The 16,846-nt window shown below is 72.4% G+C and carries 15 protein-coding genes and 2 tRNA genes; 12 read left to right on the forward strand and 5 right to left on the reverse strand.

Features of this window, described 5'->3' with window-relative positions; genetic code table 11:
• Nucleotides 1-82: 82 nt before the first annotated feature.
• Nucleotides 83-622, forward strand: a complete 540-nt coding sequence (locus JQN83_RS29800; protein WP_208570466.1) for a hypothetical protein — start codon at nucleotides 83-85, stop codon at nucleotides 620-622.
• Between the two features lie 346 nt (nucleotides 623-968).
• Nucleotides 969-1,766, forward strand: a complete 798-nt coding sequence (locus tag JQN83_RS29805; protein ID WP_208570467.1) for a S1 family peptidase — start codon at nucleotides 969-971, stop codon at nucleotides 1,764-1,766.
• Between the two features lie 268 nt (nucleotides 1,767-2,034).
• Here the strand turns inward: JQN83_RS29805 and JQN83_RS33955 are convergent, their stop codons facing one another.
• Both JQN83_RS33955 and JQN83_RS29815 read right to left on the reverse strand, forming a co-directional pair.
• Nucleotides 2,035-5,001 (reverse strand): Hsp70 family protein, encoded by a 2,967-nt coding sequence (locus JQN83_RS33955; protein WP_208570468.1) that lies wholly within the window; start codon nucleotides 4,999-5,001, stop codon nucleotides 2,035-2,037.
• Nucleotides 5,002-5,121: 120 nt separating this feature from the next.
• Nucleotides 5,122-6,045 carry a DUF3152 domain-containing protein gene (locus JQN83_RS29815; protein ID WP_208570469.1) on the reverse strand — a complete coding sequence of 308 codons (924 nt, stop codon included), beginning with the start codon at nucleotides 6,043-6,045 and terminating at the stop codon, nucleotides 5,122-5,124.
• Between the two features lie 140 nt (nucleotides 6,046-6,185).
• Between JQN83_RS29815 and JQN83_RS29820 the strand changes: the two genes are divergently transcribed.
• From JQN83_RS29820 to JQN83_RS29830, 3 genes are all read left to right on the forward strand, one after another.
• Nucleotides 6,186-6,683, forward strand: coding sequence for a SigE family RNA polymerase sigma factor (locus JQN83_RS29820; protein WP_208570470.1), 498 nt, complete (start codon nucleotides 6,186-6,188; stop codon nucleotides 6,681-6,683).
• Complete coding sequence (locus tag JQN83_RS29825; protein WP_208570471.1) at nucleotides 6,680-7,432, forward strand: hypothetical protein; 753 nt, start codon at nucleotides 6,680-6,682, stop codon at nucleotides 7,430-7,432. The genes JQN83_RS29820 and JQN83_RS29825 overlap by 4 nt, the downstream gene beginning before the upstream one ends.
• Before the next feature lie 214 nt (nucleotides 7,433-7,646).
• Nucleotides 7,647-8,330: an SMI1/KNR4 family protein gene (locus JQN83_RS29830; protein ID WP_208570472.1), complete on the forward strand. Its 684-nt coding sequence runs from the start codon at nucleotides 7,647-7,649 to the stop codon at nucleotides 8,328-8,330.
• Between the two features lie 87 nt (nucleotides 8,331-8,417).
• On the opposite strand, the gene JQN83_RS29835 is transcribed toward JQN83_RS29830, so the two are convergent.
• Nucleotides 8,418-8,900 (reverse strand): YxiG-like protein, encoded by a 483-nt coding sequence (locus JQN83_RS29835; protein ID WP_208570473.1) that lies wholly within the window; start codon nucleotides 8,898-8,900, stop codon nucleotides 8,418-8,420.
• Nucleotides 8,901-9,119: 219 nt separating this feature from the next.
• Between JQN83_RS29835 and JQN83_RS29840 the strand changes: the two genes are divergently transcribed.
• A complete protein-coding gene (locus tag JQN83_RS29840) occupies nucleotides 9,120-9,317 on the forward strand; it encodes a hypothetical protein (RefSeq protein ID WP_208570474.1) in 198 nt (65 codons plus the stop codon).
• 272 nt (nucleotides 9,318-9,589) lie between these two features.
• Here the strand turns inward: JQN83_RS29840 and JQN83_RS29845 are convergent.
• Nucleotides 9,590-9,663: transfer RNA gene (locus JQN83_RS29845), tRNA-Gly, on the reverse strand.
• A gap of 256 nt (nucleotides 9,664-9,919) precedes the next feature.
• Between JQN83_RS29845 and JQN83_RS29850 the strand changes: the two genes are divergently transcribed.
• The 6 genes from JQN83_RS29850 (at nucleotide 9,920) to JQN83_RS29875 (ending at nucleotide 15,723) form a co-directional block, all read left to right on the forward strand.
• Nucleotides 9,920-9,993: transfer RNA gene (locus tag JQN83_RS29850), tRNA-Pro, on the forward strand.
• A gap of 148 nt (nucleotides 9,994-10,141) precedes the next feature.
• Nucleotides 10,142-11,494, forward strand: a complete 1,353-nt coding sequence (gene tig, locus JQN83_RS29855) for a trigger factor (RefSeq protein WP_208570475.1) — start codon at nucleotides 10,142-10,144, stop codon at nucleotides 11,492-11,494.
• Between the two features lie 171 nt (nucleotides 11,495-11,665).
• Complete coding sequence (locus JQN83_RS29860) at nucleotides 11,666-12,307, forward strand: ATP-dependent Clp protease proteolytic subunit (RefSeq protein WP_067310650.1); 642 nt, start codon at nucleotides 11,666-11,668, stop codon at nucleotides 12,305-12,307.
• A gap of 10 nt (nucleotides 12,308-12,317) precedes the next feature.
• Nucleotides 12,318-12,980, forward strand: a complete 663-nt coding sequence (locus tag JQN83_RS29865) for an ATP-dependent Clp protease proteolytic subunit (protein WP_091250718.1) — start codon at nucleotides 12,318-12,320, stop codon at nucleotides 12,978-12,980.
• Nucleotides 12,981-13,194: 214 nt separating this feature from the next.
• Nucleotides 13,195-14,490, forward strand: a complete 1,296-nt coding sequence (gene clpX, locus JQN83_RS29870; RefSeq protein WP_067310644.1) for an ATP-dependent Clp protease ATP-binding subunit ClpX — start codon at nucleotides 13,195-13,197, stop codon at nucleotides 14,488-14,490.
• Nucleotides 14,491-14,925: 435 nt separating this feature from the next.
• On the forward strand, nucleotides 14,926-15,723 hold the full coding sequence (locus JQN83_RS29875) for a carbon-nitrogen hydrolase family protein (protein WP_208570476.1): 798 nt from the start codon (nucleotides 14,926-14,928) through the stop codon (nucleotides 15,721-15,723).
• Nucleotides 15,724-15,899: 176 nt separating this feature from the next.
• Here JQN83_RS29875 and JQN83_RS29880 read toward each other — a convergent pair whose 3' ends face one another.
• The gene (locus tag JQN83_RS29880) at nucleotides 15,900-16,124 is read right to left on the reverse strand and encodes a hypothetical protein (RefSeq protein ID WP_208570477.1); all 225 of its coding nucleotides are present in this window, start codon (nucleotides 16,122-16,124) and stop codon (nucleotides 15,900-15,902) included.
• Between the last annotated feature and the right edge of the window lie 722 nt (nucleotides 16,125-16,846).

Below are 16,846 nucleotides of genomic sequence, written 5' to 3' on the forward strand. Positions count from 1 at the left end.
GGTCGAGGCAGTTTGTCCGCTCGCTACCCTCGGAGGTGGTGGACCGGTCGACGGCCGGCACCGGTCATGGGGAGGAAACGAGATGGCAGACCAGACACAGCCGTGGGCGGAGCGGACCGTCGAGGTGCCACCCCAGCCCGGTGTCGGGGTCCCGCCGCAGCGGGAGCCGTTCCGTCGGGGCGTCGCCTCGGTGGGGCAGTCCCGGGCTCCGCGTACCGAGCCGTTCCCGGTGGTCGAGCACGACACGTCCGGCTGGTCCGAGCCGGCGACGCCGCGCCGGCCGATGAGCTGGCACGTGGAGCAGTTGCGCCGGGGCGGCGAGTGGAGCGCGGCCGGCGCGTTGTTCGCGTTCGTCTGCTGGGGGATCTGGGCCATCTCCGGCCGGGGCGAACTGGGCACCCCGCTGCTCACCTTCCTGCTCAGCCTGCTGGTGGCGGCCGGCCTGTTCGCGCTCTCCCGGCTGCTCGGCCGGGTGGTCCTGGAACGCCAACTGGGCCGGGTACGCCGCAGCGCGCGCGGCGCGCACCTGGTGACCGCGGTGTTCCTGGTCGGGGTAGGCATCGCCTACCTCCAGCAGACCCAGTGGGTGATGGACGCCTGGAACTTCCTCACCGGCAACTGAGCCGGCCGCCTGGCCGGGCCGGACGCCACCGCCTCCCACCCGGGCCGGACGCCACCGCCTCCCACCCGGGCCGGCCCCGGACGGCACCGCGGGCGGGCCGGGTGTGACCCGGTCCGCCCGCGTCCGGTCGCGGGGACGCCCCGCGACACCGGTCGACACTCCTCCAGGCCGGGGGCTGTCTTACCCCGCCGCGACGGCTTCATCCCCGTCCGGCCGGGTGACCCTTGGCGGCGGGACCACGATCGTATGACCCCATCGAGATGTTGAACTGTGTCAATTTATCGCCCTAGGCTCCCGCCATCGAACCGGCGCCCCACCAAGCGCGCCGCCGAGGGTTGGAGGCCCAGTGAACCGTTGGCGCAGTCTCATCGGCCGGATGGCCGCCACACTGGTGGCGGTCACCGCCGGATCGCTCGTCCTGACCGCCCCGGCCACCGCCGCGCCCACCCCCGACGCGGCCCCGTCCGTCGTCGGCGGCACCCGGGCGGCGCAGGGCGAGTTCCCGTTCATGGTCCGGCTCTCCATGGGCTGCGGCGGGGCGCTCTACACCCCCCGGCTGGTGCTCACCGCCGCCCACTGCGTGAACCGCACCGGCACGAACACCAGCATCACCGCGACCCTCGGCGCGGTCGACCTCCAGTCGAGCAGCCGGATCCAGGTCAAGTCGAACTACGTATACCGGGCCCCCGGCTACAACGGCACCGGTAAGGACTGGGCGCTCATCCGGCTCGCCACCCCGGTCACCTCACAGGCCACCCTGCCGATCGCCACCACCACCGCGTACGACAGCGGCACCTTCACCATCGCCGGTTGGGGTGCGGCCCGCGAGGGCGGTGCGCAGCAGCGTTACCTGCTCAAGGCGACGGTGCCCTTCGTCAGCGACGCCAGCTGCTCCGCCTCCTACCCCGGTGAGCTGGTCGCCGCCGAGGAGATCTGCGCCGGCTACGCCAGTGGCGGCACCGACACCTGCCAGGGCGACTCCGGCGGCCCGATGTTCCGCCGCGACGCCGCGAACGCCTGGATCCAGGTGGGCATCGTCAGCTGGGGCGACGGCTGCGCCCGGCCCAACGCCCCCGGCGTCTACACCCAGGTGAGCACGTTCGCCGCGTCGATCGCCTCGGCCGCCGCCAGCCTCGGCGGCTGACCCGCCCGGTCCGGAACCGGGACCACCCGCACCACGCACCACCGCGCCACCGACCGCCCTGCCGGGCCGTCGGTGGCGCGGTCACGTCCGACCCGTCGGGGCCCACGTGCGGGGGCGCTGCCGGCTCAGGGCGCTGTCGGCTCGGCCGTCCCGGTGCGGACGGTGCTACCGGCTCGGCCGTCCCGGTGCGGACGGTGCTACCGGCTCGGCCGTCCCGGTGCGGACGGTGCTACCGGCTCAGCCGTCCCGTGCCGGGGGTGTGGCCGGCTCAGCCGTCCCCGGCGAACCGGTACAGCACGAAGTCCCGTTCCGCCCCGCAGACGATCACCGAGGTGTTCCACGCACACGACTCGCTGCGGACGCCCTGGAGCTGCCCCATCTCGGTCAGGTCGCCGGCCTTGGACACCCCGGCGAGGCTGTGGTCGTCCTCGACACTGCTCGGCGTCTCGGCGAAGAGCAGCAGGTTGCCGGCGTCGACCCGGGCCGCCGTGCCCTGGCGGTCGGTCAGCACCGCCTTCCCGGCCGGGTCGTACAGGCTCACCGTGGTCTTCGGCGACTGCCGCCGGACGAGCAGGTGCTCACCCACCGGCACCAGGTCCGCGCCGCCCGGCGTCGCCCAACGCCGGCTGCCCTTGCCCTCGGTGGCGGCGACCACCTCGGTTCGCTCGGCGTCACCCTCCGGCACCTCCAACAGGCAGGCCCGGTGCTCGCCGCAGGCCACCAGCCCGGTGACCCGCCGCTGCTGACCCGCGCTGTAGAGCACCGTCGGCTCGGCGAAGCTGCCCAGGTCGTAGCCGAGCAGCTTGTATCCCTGGTCCTCCTCCACGACGTAGAACCGGTCGCCGTACGCGACCATCCGGTCGCTGACGTCGGCCACCCCGTCGCGGCGACGCAGCACCTCGCCACTGTCCATGTCGAGCACCCGGACCGAGCGGTCGGCACCCACCTGCACCAGCCGGTCGGTGTCACCGAGCCAGGGGGCGCGGGAGACGCCGTCGAACCCGGCGGGGCCGACCTCGGCCTGCTCGGTGCCGACCGGCAGCACCGTGCTGCGGGTGTCGCCGTACTCGCTGCGCGGGTTGTCCTGTGCCCAGCCCTGCCGTCCGTCGCGCAGCCGCAGCCCGACCAGGCGGCTGCCGGCGCGGTCCACCCACACCAGGGTCTCCCGGGTGACGTGCACCGCGTCGTCCCCGTGCACGGGCAGCCGCCACCGTTCCCCGCCGTCGCCGGCGTCGAGCACCACCACGTCGCGGGGGGTGCTGTCGCCGGCCGCGTCGGCGACGGCCAGCACCGCGCCCGGCACCGCCCGCAGACCGGCCCACCGCTGGCTGCCCGCCGAGATCGTGCTCCGCCACGCCTGCTTGCCGGTGCCGGCGTCGACCGCCACCACCGTCAGCCGGTCGTCGGACAGCTGGTAGGCGAGGTAGGCGCGGTCGTCGAGGACGGTGGTGAACATCGCCGTCGGCCGGTCCCCGTCGGCAGCGGGCCGGGCCACCTGGGTGAGGGTGTGGAACTCCAACGCCGGATAGCGGTCCCGGGTGAACCAGAACGCCGCCGCGCCGAGCACGCCGAGCAGCGCCAGGCCCGCGCCGAGCCCGATCCACAGCCGGCGACGCCCGCGCCGCACCGGCGTCGGGGGGCCGGCACCGGTCCCCGGTGGTGGCACCGCCCCCGGTGGTACGCCCGGCCAGCCCGCCGGATACCCGGCCGGGGCGGGCGCGCTGCCCGGCCCGGTCCCGTGCGGCGGCATCCCGCCCAGGGCCGGCACCGGCGTTCCGCCTGATCCGGCCACCGGTGTCCCACCGAGCGGGGTACCCGCCCCGGCCACCAGCGTCGCGCCGGGTCCCGCCGGCAGGGTGGCGCCTGGCCCTGGCAGGAGGGTGTGGCTCGTGCCGGCGGTCGCCGCTACGCCTGCCGGCAGGGTGGCGGCCGTGCCGGCAGGTTGGCCGTCATCCGACCCGACCGGGGCGGACACGGCGTCGGGTGCCCACGGCGCGGCGTCGTGCGTCGCAGCGGTCGGGGCCTGCACCGGGGCGGGCGACGGCGGTGCCGGGGCGGGCCCGGCTGCGCCGGCCGGCCCGGGACGTCGGCCCGGCCGGGGCAGCGGCAGGTCGGTGAGCGCCCCCTCGGCCACCGGCAGCTCGGGCTGCTCCAGCACGGTCGGCGCGACCCCCAGCTCACCGTGCAGCAGCCGGGCCACCAGCGGCACCCGGGACGAGCCGCCGACGAGGAACAACCCGGCGAGCCGGTCCGGGGTGAGGCCCGCCTCGGCGACCACCTCCCGGGTCCGGGCGACCGCCCGGATCAGCAGGGGAGTGGCGAGTTGCTCCAGCTCCGCCCGGGTGAGCGGGACGGCGGTTTCCAGGCCGGGCACCGCGACCGGTGCCACCGCGACCCGGGACAGCATCTCCTTCGCCCCCCGGACGTTGTCCCAGAGCTGCTGCCGGTCCCGCCACTGCCCGGTCGTCTCCGGCCGGGTCAGCCGGGCCCACAGCGCCGCCTGCGCGTCGCCGAGCCGCTCACCGAGCCGTCCGAGCAGGGCCGCGTCCAGGTCCAGTCCGCCGAGGTCGGCCATCCCGCCGGTGGCGATCACCGTGAAACCCGAGTCGCCCCAGGGGTCGGCACCCTCGTTGCGGACCACCGCCACGTCCAGCGTGCCGCCGCCGAAGTCGAACACGGCGACCGACTCGCCCACCGGCACCGGTCGGCGCAGCACCTCGGTGTAGTAGCGGGCCGCCGCGACCGGTTCCCGCAGCAGCCGGGTGCCGACCGGCACCGGACCGGACATGGTGTGCTCGGCGGCCGACGGCCAACCGGCCAGGGCCAGCGCGTCGTGCAGCACCTGCCGTCGGGGGGCCTCCCAGGCGGCGGGGTAGGTGAGTACCGCCGGGGGCAGGAACCCCACCGTCGCCACCGCCTGCTCGGCGACCGCCCACAGGGTCGCGGCGAGCAGCTCCGCCGGGGCGTACGACCGGTCGCCGAGGAGGACCGTCGGGTCGTCCACCCGACGCTTCGGGTTCGGCTCGTAGCGCGTCGGGTCCGCCTGGGCCAGCCGTTGGGCGTCCCGGCCGACGTGCAGCCGGCCGTCGGTGTCGGCGTACACGCCGGAGGGGAGGATCGGGTGACCGTCGACGAGCAGCGGTCGGGTCCGCCCGTCCGGCCAGCGCAACACGGCCACCGTGTTGGAGGTGCCCAGGTCGATCCCGAGGGCGTATCCGTCCTGCTGGCCTGCCATCCGTCGCTACCTCCACCGGGCGAGGGGATGCCCGGTCCCGCATGGTACGCAGCCCGTGCCGCCCCGCCGTCGGCCGTGCTCACTGCCGTCATGACCCCGGGGCCGGACCACCGGGCCCGCTCAGCCCCGACGACCGGGTTCGCGGGGCGGGATCGCGTCGGCGTAGGAGCCGGCCGGCCCCGAGTAGCGCACCCCGTCGCGGTACGGCATGGCGTTCGCGGTGCACCCGTGCAGGCCCAGCGTCTGCTGCTGCATCACCGGCGCAGGTCGGCCCCGCCCCGGGCACCGCTCGTGGCCGTGGCCCAGCCGGTGCCCGACCTCGTGGTTGACCACGTACCGCCGGTAGACGGCCAGGCTCGCGCCGTAGCCCGGCACCCCCTTCACCCAGCGGGCCACGTTGATCACCACCCGGTTGCCGTTGCGGCACGAGGTGTAGCCGTCCGCCGCGTCACCGCACAGCTCGTCGCGGGTGCCCGGGGTGGCCAGGTGGACGGTGAAGTCGGCCGGGCCGCCGGGGCCGACCCGCCACAGCCGCAGCGTCCCGCCCGCGGTCCACCCCTGCGGGGCGGTCAACGTCGTGCCGACCTCGGCCGCGAACTGCGCCACCGGCAGCCCCCGGATGTCGCCTTCCACGGCGACCCGGTACCGCAGCAGCCGCCCGGTTCCCGCCGGGGCCGCCGGCTCACCGGCCGCCACCTGCCAGCGGTTGGTCCCGTCCGCCGGATAACTGACCGGTGCGGGTGCCGCCCCGCCAGGTCCGCCCGCCCCGCCAGGTCCGCCCGCCCCGCCAGGTCCGCCCGCCCCGCCAGGTCTGCCCGGCCCACCCGCCGGGCCGGAGTCACCCGGCCCGATCGGCCCGCCCGCCCGGCCGGAGTCACCGGGCCGGTCCGACATCCCGGCGGGGACGGCCGGGGACGCCGGCCCCGCCGGGGGCCGCTCTGCCGCCGGCATCCCGCAGCCGGTCAGCCAGGCCGCCATCAGCAGCGCCGTCACCGACCGTCCGCGTGGGCCGGTGCCGGTGCGGGGGCTAACCTTCGTCGCCATGGTGCCTCCTCCGCCCACCGCCGGGCGGCGTCGGGCAGCGGGAAGGACGGGCGGTCCGCCGGAACAGTTGATCCCGACGGGACTCAACCTTTCGGTGCCCCCGCCCGTCCTGTCCGGCGTGGCAGATGGGAAGAGCGGGCATGGCCCGGGGTGACGCCGAGTTCGTCGAGTTCGCCCGGTCCGCCTCCGGGCGGCTCAGACACGCCGCGTTCCTGATGACCGGCAACCACCACCAGGCCGAGGACGCCGCGCAGACCGCCCTGGTCCGCACGTACGCGTCCTGGTCCCGGATCCGCGAGGAGGACGCCTACGGGTACGCCCGCACGGTGCTGGTCAACCACCTCGTCGACGGGTGGCGGCGGCCGATCCGGGAGTACCCCACCGACAACCTGCCCGAGCAGCGGCGCGGCGACGTCGCCGACGACGTGGCCACCCGCCGCTGGCTGCTCGACATCCTCGGCGCGCTCAGCCCCCGCGAGCGGGCCATCGTCGTGCTCCGCTACTACTTCGACCTACCGGAGGCACAGGTGGCCCGCGAACTGGGCGTATCGCTCGGCACGGTGAAGAGCACCGGTTCCCGGGCGTTGCAGAAGCTGCGCGCCACCGGGACCCCGGCGACCCAGGGGACCGGCCGATGACCGAGCTGGAGCAGTTGCGCCGGGCGATGCGGGCGACCGAACGGCCGTACCCAGAGGACCTCGACCTGACCGTGATCATGCGCGACGGCCGGCGGTTGCGTCGCCGCCGCCGGCTCGCCGGGGCGGGCGCGGCGGCGCTGGTCACCGTGCTGGTGGCCGGCGGTGTGGGGCTCGGCGTGCGGTGGACCCGGCCGCCGGCACCGGACCGCCCACCCGCCCGGGTGGCCACCGTGCCCGACGCGACGCCCCCGGCGACGTCGCCGCCGACCCCCGGGCCCACCCGGTGGAGGCCGCCCTCCCCGCAGCCGATCGGCGAGGTGGTCGACACCGGCATCCGGTACGGCGTCGACCAGCGGGTGTTCTACCTGGTGGCGGTCGACGTGCCCGAGGAGCCCAGGGTGCGGGTCGGGTTGATGGCCGGCCGCCGCAGCCCCGCCGGCGGGTTGACCAACGACATGGTCATCAACGACGTGCAGGGCAGCGATCGGCGACCGGGCTTCCACGAGATCGGGTACGACGAGGCGACCCCCCCGGACGACGACCGCCCGCCGGTGCCGACGTTCGGGTACTTCGTCGGGCCGGCGACCCGGATCGTCGGCACCGTCAGGGGCCGGCAGGTCGACGCCCGGCTGGCCCGGTGGAGCACCGACCCGGAACTGGTGATCTTCTGGTTCGATCCGGTCGACCTCACCCCCGGCGTACGACTCGACGGCATCGTCGCCCGGGACGCGGCCGGCCGGCGGCTCTGACCCGGACGCCCGCCCAGATCCGCCGGACGCGGCCCGGTGTCGGCCCCCGCTCGGTCGGCCCCCGTTCGGTCGGTCTCCGCTTCGTGGGCCGGTGTCGGCCTCGGCTCCATGGGCCGGTGTCGGCCTCCGCTTCGTGGGCCGGTGTCGGAGCCGCCCACCGCAGCGGTGGCGGCCCCGGGGGCCGACAGCCGCACCGGCTTGTATCCTCCCCGGCGTGACGCGCCCCGACTGGTCAGACGTCCGCGGACGACTCGCGCTGCTGGCCGCAGCCCCCGGTGCCGGCGCGGTGTTCGGTGCCGCCGACCACGGGTGGCAGCTCGAACCGCCGTTGACCACCGAGGAGTTGGCGCAGGCCGAGGCGCAGTTCCAGGTCGAGCTGCCCGCCGAGTACCGGTCGTTCCTGCTGGAGGCGGGACGGGGTGGAGCCGGGCCGGCCTACGGGCTTTTCCCGATGCGGCGGCTCGACGGCCGGTGGCAGTGGGAGGGCGACGGCGCCGACCTCACCACCCCGGAGGCGCTCGGGCGTCCCTTCGCCCACGTCGCGGCGTTCAACCCGGCCGACGGCCTGCCCGCCCACCCGGACGAGGACGACTACGACTCGCAGGAGGCGTTCACCGCCGCGCAGGACGCCTACGAGGAGCAGTACGAGAGGCTCGTCTTCACGCCCGAGCACTCGATGGGCCTGCTGTACCTGTGCCATCTCGGCTGCGCCCTGCGGGAGGCGCTCGTGGTCAGCGGCCCCGCCCGGGGTCGGATGTGGGCGGACGACATCGCCGAGGGCGGTGGTTTCCGGCCCCTGCACGACGACGACGGCACGCCGCTCGGCTTCGCCCGCTGGTACCGGCGCTGGCTGGCGGCAGCCGAGGCCCAGGTCGCAACCGGGTCCGCCCCGGCGTAGCCGCCCCGGGCCGGGCCGGCTGCGCACCGGTACGCCGGCCCACGGTGGCGGGCCCGCTGCCGACCGGCACCCGTACGGCGGTCCAACCTAGCCGTCCCCGTCGACCGTGAACGGGCGGTATCCCGGTGGCACCTCGCTGACCTGCAGGTCGGAGAAGACCAGGGTGAGCACGTGGGCGTTGGTCTCGATCAACACCTCGTGGAAGTCGAGCCCGGTCGCCTCGGCCCAGCTCCGCGCGGTGGCCGACTCCGCCTGGACCCGGGCCCCCGGATAGAGCGCGTGCCACTTCACCCCCCACACGTACCCGTCCAGGTCGACGCCTGTCTCGTGGCCGATCAGGCGATCGTCGAGGGACGCCCGCCAGGTGACCGGCGGGACCGAGGTCCGGCAGTGCGCCTCGACGCAGTACCGGAACAGGTAGCGCAGGTAGGTCGGCGCGATCTCGGTGCGGGGATCCGCGGTCACGTGGACGATGGCCTCGTAGTCCCGCATGTAGTCGGTGAACCCGTGGTAGACCAGCGCGTGGTCGAACACGTCGTCGAGGGCACGGCCGAGGGTCTCGAGGTCCACGGCGCTGTTCTACCCCACACGTCGACGTGTCCACGTTCACCGCACCGCACCGACCGGAGGGTGCGGCGGGCCGGAGGGTGCGGCGGGCCGGACGGCGTCACCTGCGAGGACCGCCGTCGGTGAGAAGCTGGACGCGGATCGACCGGCTCGGGTGACGCGCCGGGTCGTCGGCGGGTAAATCGCTGTGAGGGGACCGCCCTGCCTCCTACCGTGAGGCGGATGGGGCATCGACAGGATCGGATTCGACGCGAACTCGGATCGTTCATGAGGGCGTACGGCCGGGTGGCGGCCAGCAACTGCAGCGATCCCAATGACCGCAATTACAGCCACAAGTTCGAAGCTGAGATCAAGCGGATGAAACCGGAAGACCTCGATCGCCTGCTGCGCGACGAAGACGATGGCGACGAGGACGACTGACTGTCGAACCCGGATCCGCCGAGCGTGGCGGACCTGCGCCGCGCTGGCGCGGCACCTTGATGGCGGTACGACGGAGCCGCAGGCGGATGAGTCGCGGCGTGAGGTGACCGGTCGGGGTGAGGGGGTCCGCGACCTGATCACCGAGGTCTCGGCTGCCATCCCGGCGATCCCGCCCGAACCGGCTCGTGACGCCGGGAGCCGATGCCAGTCACCTAGTGGGGGAAGTAGCCGACCCAGGTGCCGCGATCAGGCGATTCACCTGGTCTTTTGGGTGGAGCGGGCGACGGGAATCGAACCCGCACCGTCAGTTTGGAAGACTGAAGCTCTACCATTGAGCTACGCCCGCATCGCGCCCCGTACACCAGGACGCGCCCACACCTTACCCGCTCCCTCCACCCCCCGCGCACCGGCATTCCCTCCCCGCCTCGACCCCGGTGATCAAGAGGTTTGCGTCACCTGCGGCGATCAACTTGGCGCAAACCTCTTGATCACCGGGGCGGGTGGCCTTTCGGGGGTGCGCTGGGGGAGGGGTGGTGGGGGTGGGGTGGTGGGGACGCCCCGGCATTCCCGGCGGGGCGGGACGGCTTACACTTCTTCTGCCACGGGGTGTGGCGCAGCTTGGTAGCGCACTCGCTTTGGGAGCGAGGGGCCGTGGGTTCAAATCCCGCCACCCCGACTGCGTGCGCATCCGGGGCACCTCCCGGGGGCGACGCCGATTCCGTGCGGTATGCCGGGCGCTGCCGGAGCAGCGTCCCGGCTCGCCTACACTCGATGCGCGCAATCACGCCCAGACCCACCACTGAGATCCGTCAAGGAGTACGCCTGTGAAGAGCACCGTCGAGACTCTGAGCCCGACGCGCGTGCGGCTCGCCATCGAGGTGCCGTTCGTCGAGCTCGAGCCGAGCCTCAAGAAGGCGTACCGGGAGATCGGCCAGCAGGTCCAGGTTCCCGGCTTCCGTCGGGGCAAGATCCCCGCCGCCGTGATCGACCAGCGGGTGGGCCGGGGCACCGTGCTCAACGAGGCGGTGCAGGAGGCCATCCCGCAGAACATCCTCGCCGCGGTCCGCGAGCACGACCTCAAGACGCTCGGTCGTCCCGAGGTGGAGATCACCGAGTTCAACGACGGCGATTCGCTCAACTTCACCGCCGAGGTCGACGTGCGGCCCGAGCTGACCCTGCCGGACCCGGCCACCGTCGAGGTGACGGTCGACGAGCTGCAGATCGACGAGAGCGAGATCGACGAGCAGGTCAAGAACCTGCGCGAGCGGTTCGCCACGCTCAAGACCGTCGAGCGGGCCGCCGCCGAGGGCGACTACGTGCAGATCGACCTGAACGCGACGGTCGACGGCGAGGACGTGCCCGGCGGTTCGGCGAGCAACATCTCGCACGAGGTCGGCAGCAAGCAGCTCCTGCCGGGGCTGGACGAGGCCCTGGTCGGTCTCGCCGCCGGTGACGACACCACCTTCACCACCCAGCTGGTGGGCGGCGACTTCGCCGGCCGCGACGCCGAGGTGGCGGTGACCGTCCGTACGGTCAAGGAGAAGGAGCTGCCGGAGCTGGACGACGACTTCGCCCAGATGGCCAGCGAGTTCGACACCATCGACGAGCTGCGTGCCGACCTGCGGGAGAAGGTCAGCCGGGGCAAGCGGGTCGAGCAGATCTACGCCGCCCGGGACAAGGCCCTGGAGCAGCTGGTCGCCGCCGCCGAGGTGCCGGCGCCGGAGGGCATCGTCCGCGAGGAGGTCGAGAGCCGCAAGCAGGCGATGGTCGACCAGCTGGAGCGGATCGGCGCCTCGATGGAGGAGTACCTCGCCGCCGAGGAGAAGACCGAGGAGCAGATCGACGCCGAGCTGGCCGAGGCGGCGACCGAGGGTGTCAAGATCCAGCTGTTGCTGGACACCCTGGCCGACGCCGAGGACACCCAGGTCTCCGACGACGAGTTCGGCCACGAGATCGTCCACCGGGCGCAGCGCGCCGGGATGGCCCCGCAGCAGTACTACGACCAGCTGGTCCGCTCCGGCGCTGCCGCCGCCGTCTTCGGTGACGTGCGGCGCGGCAAGGCGCTCGCCTCCGTGATGGAGAAGATCAAGATCAAGGACACCGCCGGCAACGAGGTCACCCTCGATGCGCTGCGGGCCGAGAGCGAGCAGGCGCACGACCACGACCACGAGCACTGATCCGACCCGGTCGGCCGCCGTCCGCCCGTTGCGGCGAACGGCGGCCGAACCACTTCTGCGGGTACGTCCCGAGCCAGCTGCGCTGAGAGCGAACAGTGCCGCGACCGGGAGTCGATCACCCGGTGGAGCGGTTAATGTCGGGTACGACGGTACGGAGAGCGAAGGGCTGCCATGACCGACATGCACATCCCAGCGAAGCCGCTCCGGGCGATCGAAGCCCGAGGTGGCGACACCATTGGCAACCTCGACGACTCGGTCTACAACCGGTTGCTCAAGGAGCGCATCATCTTCCTCGGCAGTGAGGTGAACGACCAGGTCGCCAACCGCATCTGCGCCCAGCTGCTGCTGCTCGCGGCGGAGGACCCGGACCGCGACATCTTCCTCTGGATCAACTCGCCGGGTGGCTCGGTCTACTCCGGCATGGCGATCTACGACACCATGCAGTACATCGACAACGACGTGTCGACCGTGGCGATGGGCATGGCCGCCTCGATGGGTCAGCTGCTGCTCTGCGCGGGCACCAAGGGCAAGCGGTACGCCCTGCCGCACGCGCGGATCATGATGCACCAGCCGTCCGGTGGCCTCGGCGGCACCGCGTCGGACATCGCGATCCAGGCCGAGCAGATGCTCTACACCAAGCGGATGTTCCAGGAGCGGGTCGCCCACCACACCGGCCAGAGCCAGGCGCAGATCGAGGCCGACTCGGACCGGGACCGCTGGTTCACCGCCCAGGAGGCCATGGACTACGGCTTCATCGACAAGGTGATCATCGGGGCCACGCAGGTTCCGGATGGCGCCGGGACCCTGAGCTGAGGAGCTGACGATGACCGATCTGAGCCTGCCGCCCCAGTTCGCGGCCGTGCACAACCGTTACGTCCTGCCGTCGTTCGTCGAGCGCACCTCGTACGGGGTCAAGGAGTCCAACCCGTACAACAAGCTCTTCGAGGACCGGATCATCTTCCTCGGCGTCCAGGTCGACGACGCGTCGGCCAACGACGTGATGGCGCAGCTGCTGACGCTCGAGGGCACCGACCCGGACCGCGACATCATCATGTACATCAACTCGCCCGGTGGTTCGTTCACCGCCATGACGGCGATCTACGACACCATGCAGTACGTCCGGCCGGACATCTCCACGGTCTGCCTGGGTCAGGCGGCCAGCGCGGCGGCGGTGCTGCTGTCGGCGGGCACCCCCGGTAAGCGGATGGCGCTGCCCAACTCGCGGATCATCATCCACCAGCCGGCCACCGAGGGCGGCTACGGGCAGGGCTCGGACATCGAGATCCAGGCCCGGGAGATCCTGCGGATGCGTACCCAGCTGGAGGACATGCTCTCCCGGCACTGCAACCGGCCGATCGAGCAGGTTCGCAAGGACATCGACCGTGACAAGATCATGACGGCCGAGGAGTCCAAGGAGTACGGGCTGGTCGACACGATCCTGACCAGCCGCAAGAAGGGGCTGCTGGCCTCCAACGCGGCCCGCTGAGCATTGCCGATCGGAGGTCGGTCGGGGCGAGGAGTTCCCGACCGGCCTCTGACACACCCGTTTTGGGGGTCGGAGAAACCCCCGCCAGCGGGTAACGTCGGGTCCGTACGGCGTGGCCGGGTCGGACCGGCGGAACGGATTTCACCACGGACGGGTGCCCCGGCGCCCGCGGTTCAGGGCCGGGTTCCGGTCGACGAGTGCAGGGAGAACGTAGGTGGCACGGATCGGTGACGGCGGCGACCTACTGAAGTGCTCGTTCTGCGGCAAGTCGCAGAAGCAGGTCAAGAAGCTCATCGCGGGGCCAGGTGTCTACATCTGCGACGAGTGCATCGACCTCTGCAACGAGATCATCGAAGAGGAGCTGGCCGAGTCCGGCGAGGTGAAGTGGGAAGAGCTTCCCAAGCCGATGGAGATCTGCCAGTTCCTCGACAACTACGTCGTCGGCCAGGACCAGGCCAAGAAGGCGCTCGCGGTCGCGGTCTACAACCACTACAAGCGCATCCAGGCCGAGGCGGCCAACGCGCCGGGCTCCGGCAACGACGCGGTCGAGCTGGCCAAGTCCAACATCCTGCTGCTCGGCCCGACCGGCTGCGGTAAGACACACCTCGCGCAGACCCTGGCCCGGATGCTGAACGTCCCCTTCGCGATCGCGGACGCCACGGCGCTGACCGAGGCGGGCTACGTCGGCGAGGACGTGGAGAACATCCTGCTCAAGCTGATCCAGGCCGCCGACTACGACATCAAGCGCGCCGAGACCGGCATCATCTACATCGACGAGGTCGACAAGATCGCCCGTAAGTCGGAGAACCCGTCGATCACCCGGGACGTCTCCGGCGAAGGGGTGCAGCAGGCGCTGCTCAAGATGCTGGAGGGCACGGTGTCCAACGTGCCGCCGCAGGGCGGGCGCAAGCACCCCCACCAGGAGTTCATCCAGATCGACACCACCAACGTGCTGTTCATCTGCGGTGGCGCCTTCGCCGGCCTCGACCAGATCATCGAGTCCCGTACCGGTTCCGGCGGCACCGGCTTCGGCGCCCGGCTCCGGTCGGTCTCGGAGCGCTCCACCGACGACATCTTCAGCCAGGTGATGCCGGAGGACATGCTCAAGTTCGGGCTGATCCCCGAGTTCATCGGCCGACTGCCGGTGATCACCAACGTCCGCAGCCTGGACCGCTCCGCCCTGGTGCGCATCCTCACCGAGCCGCGTAACGCCCTCGTGCGGCAATACCAGCGGCTCTTCGAGCTGGACGGCGTCGAGCTGGAGTTCGAGCCGCCGGCGTTGGAGGCGATCGCCGACCAGGCCATGCTCCGGGGCACCGGTGCCCGGGGTCTGCGCGCCATCATGGAAGAGGTCCTCCTCTCCGTGATGTACGAGGTGCCGAGCAACCCCGACGCCGCCCGGGTGCTGATCACCCGCGAGGCCGTCCTGGAGAACGTCAACCCGACCATCGTGCCGCGCGAGTTCACCGGCCGCCGGGCCCGCCGCGACCGCGAGGAGAAGTCGGCCTGACCGACCCCTCCCCGAACACCGTCGGAAGCACGGCCGCTGTCCCGGGCCGTGCTTCCGCGCGTGACGGGTCCGGGTCTGCCCCCGGATTTCGCCACCTGCCCCGGCCTGCTGGCTATCGTCGCCGGCACGGGCATGTCGCCGTTGTTGCTCCGCCGGGGAACGGCGGGGCAACAGCCGCCGAACTGCTGGGCGGCGTCGCTGACGGGCTGTAGCCGGTCACCACCGGCCGGGGACGCCCCACGTGGTGCCCGGGGAGCCACGGCGTGTGCCGTCCGCCCACCGTCGTGCTGTGGGCGTTCACGGGGGACCGGGAGCGGTCTTCGCCGGTGTGGTGGGTCGCAGCGCCGGCCCGCTGTCCGGGTCTGCCGTGCGCGTCCGCTGTCCGCCGCAGGCTGTCCGCTGTCCCGGGTCGCCGTCCGCCCGTACCCTGGCATCATGCGCGTCGCCGTCTGCCAGCTCAACGCCCGCGACGACCGGGCGGCCAACCTGGCCGCCGCCGAGGCCCTGCTGGTCAGGGCCGCGGCGGCCGGTGCCGACCTGGCGGTCCTTCCCGAGTACGTCGACTATCTCGGCCGGTCCGACGGGATGCCGGCGGCGGAGGGGGCCGACGGCGCGGTGGGGACCTTCTTCGCCGAGGTGGCCGGCCGGCTGGGGATCTGGCTGGTCGCCGGTTCCTTCCACGAGGTCGGGCCGGACCCGGCGCACACCTGGAACACCTCGCTGGTCTTCGACCGGTCCGGCAGGCTCGCCGCCAGCTACCGAAAGATCCACCTGTACGACGTGGAGATCCCCGGCCGGGTGTCCTACCGGGAATCCGCCACGGTGGCGCCGGGACACGAGCCGGTGGTGGTCGACGTGGAGGGGCTGCGGGTGGGCCTGTCCATCTGTTATGACCTGCGTTTCCCGGAGCTCTACCGGCGGCTCGCCGTCGAGGGGGGCGCGCATCTGCTGGTCGTTCCGGCGGCGTTCATGATGCACACCGGGCGGGACCACTGGGAGGTCCTGCTGCGGGCCCGGGCGATCGAGAACCAGTGTTTCGTGGCCGCGGCCGGGCAGACCGGCGACCACGAGCCGGGTCGAACCTGTTTCGGGCGCAGCATGGTGATCGACCCGTGGGGCACGGTCCTCGGCCAGGTGCCGGACGGGCCGGGCCTGACCGTGGTCGACCTGGACCTCGACCGGCTGCGCACGATCCGGGCCGAGCTGCCCAGTCTGGCGAACCGTCGTCTCTGACCGACCTCGACGCCCCGGCGACAACGCCCTGCGCATGCGCTGGCATCTGGACCGGTCGCCGACCGACCTGGTCGCCGGGCACCGGCCTGTTCTGGCCCGGTTGGTTCGGCGGTGCCCCGCTCCGGTGCGGCTGCCGGTGCACGATCCGCCGGGTCCGGGGCGGGGTGCGTGTCGGGTCAGCTCAGCAGCACCCCGGCGATGGCCAGGCCGATGATCGCGGCGGCCGTCACCAGCAACGCCGTTCCCATCCTGGACGGTCCCCGCTGGGCGAGTCGAACGACCGACAGTACGACGACGACGAGAACGACAGCCGCGATCACCAGCTGCCAGAAGGGCAGGAGGAGCCCGAGCAGCGCGTCGTCGGCGAGGGTGACCGTGGGGGATCGGGACGCCTCATCCATGGCAGCCACTCTGGCACGGATCGGCCATCCCGTCGTCGGTTCCGGTGCGCAGTGCCACAGTGAACTCGGGGCATCCCAGCGCGCGCGGCACGTCGTACCGCCGCCCCGCAGCGGGCCGGCTGCGGGGCGGGAGGGGGTCAGCCGGCCGGCCGGGTGCCGGCCGCTCGGATGGTAGGACCGCCGAGCACGGAAAGTGACGATCATTGATTTGCCTTCCGGTGGGCAGCCGCGTAACTTTCTCTCTGCACGCGGCAGGCCGGACAAACCGGCCGAAAGCAAGCACCAGGATCGTGGCGGAGACGCCGAGCGATGCTGAGGATCGGGCAGTGCGAGAGGCCCCGCAGGTTGGGGTTGCGAACGCGAAGCTGACCGGGTAGAGTGCTGAAGCCGGCAGGGAGCCGGGCGGGCGCCGCGAAAGCGGATGTCAGCCGGTCTGCCGATTCCCACGACAGCAACGACCGCCGGAAACGGCGTGCGTCGGCGTGGAAATGGCTTGAGTCGAGCTGGCTGATCGCGAAAGCGAATTTGACAGCGAAATTCAGCCCTAGTAAGTTAAGCGAGTTGCCCCGGACGGTTCGCCGCGATAAGCGGTGACCGAATGGTGTGTGGTTGTTCTTTGAGAACTCAACAGGGTGCTTGATAAGCCAGTGCCAATTATGATTTATACCCCGCACTGGGCAGACCTTTCGGGTTTGTTTGGTGGGGATTCCTTTGGCAACATT

The organism is Micromonospora antibiotica, assembly GCF_017599305.1.
Classification (GTDB): domain Bacteria; phylum Actinomycetota; class Actinomycetes; order Mycobacteriales; family Micromonosporaceae; genus Micromonospora; species Micromonospora antibiotica.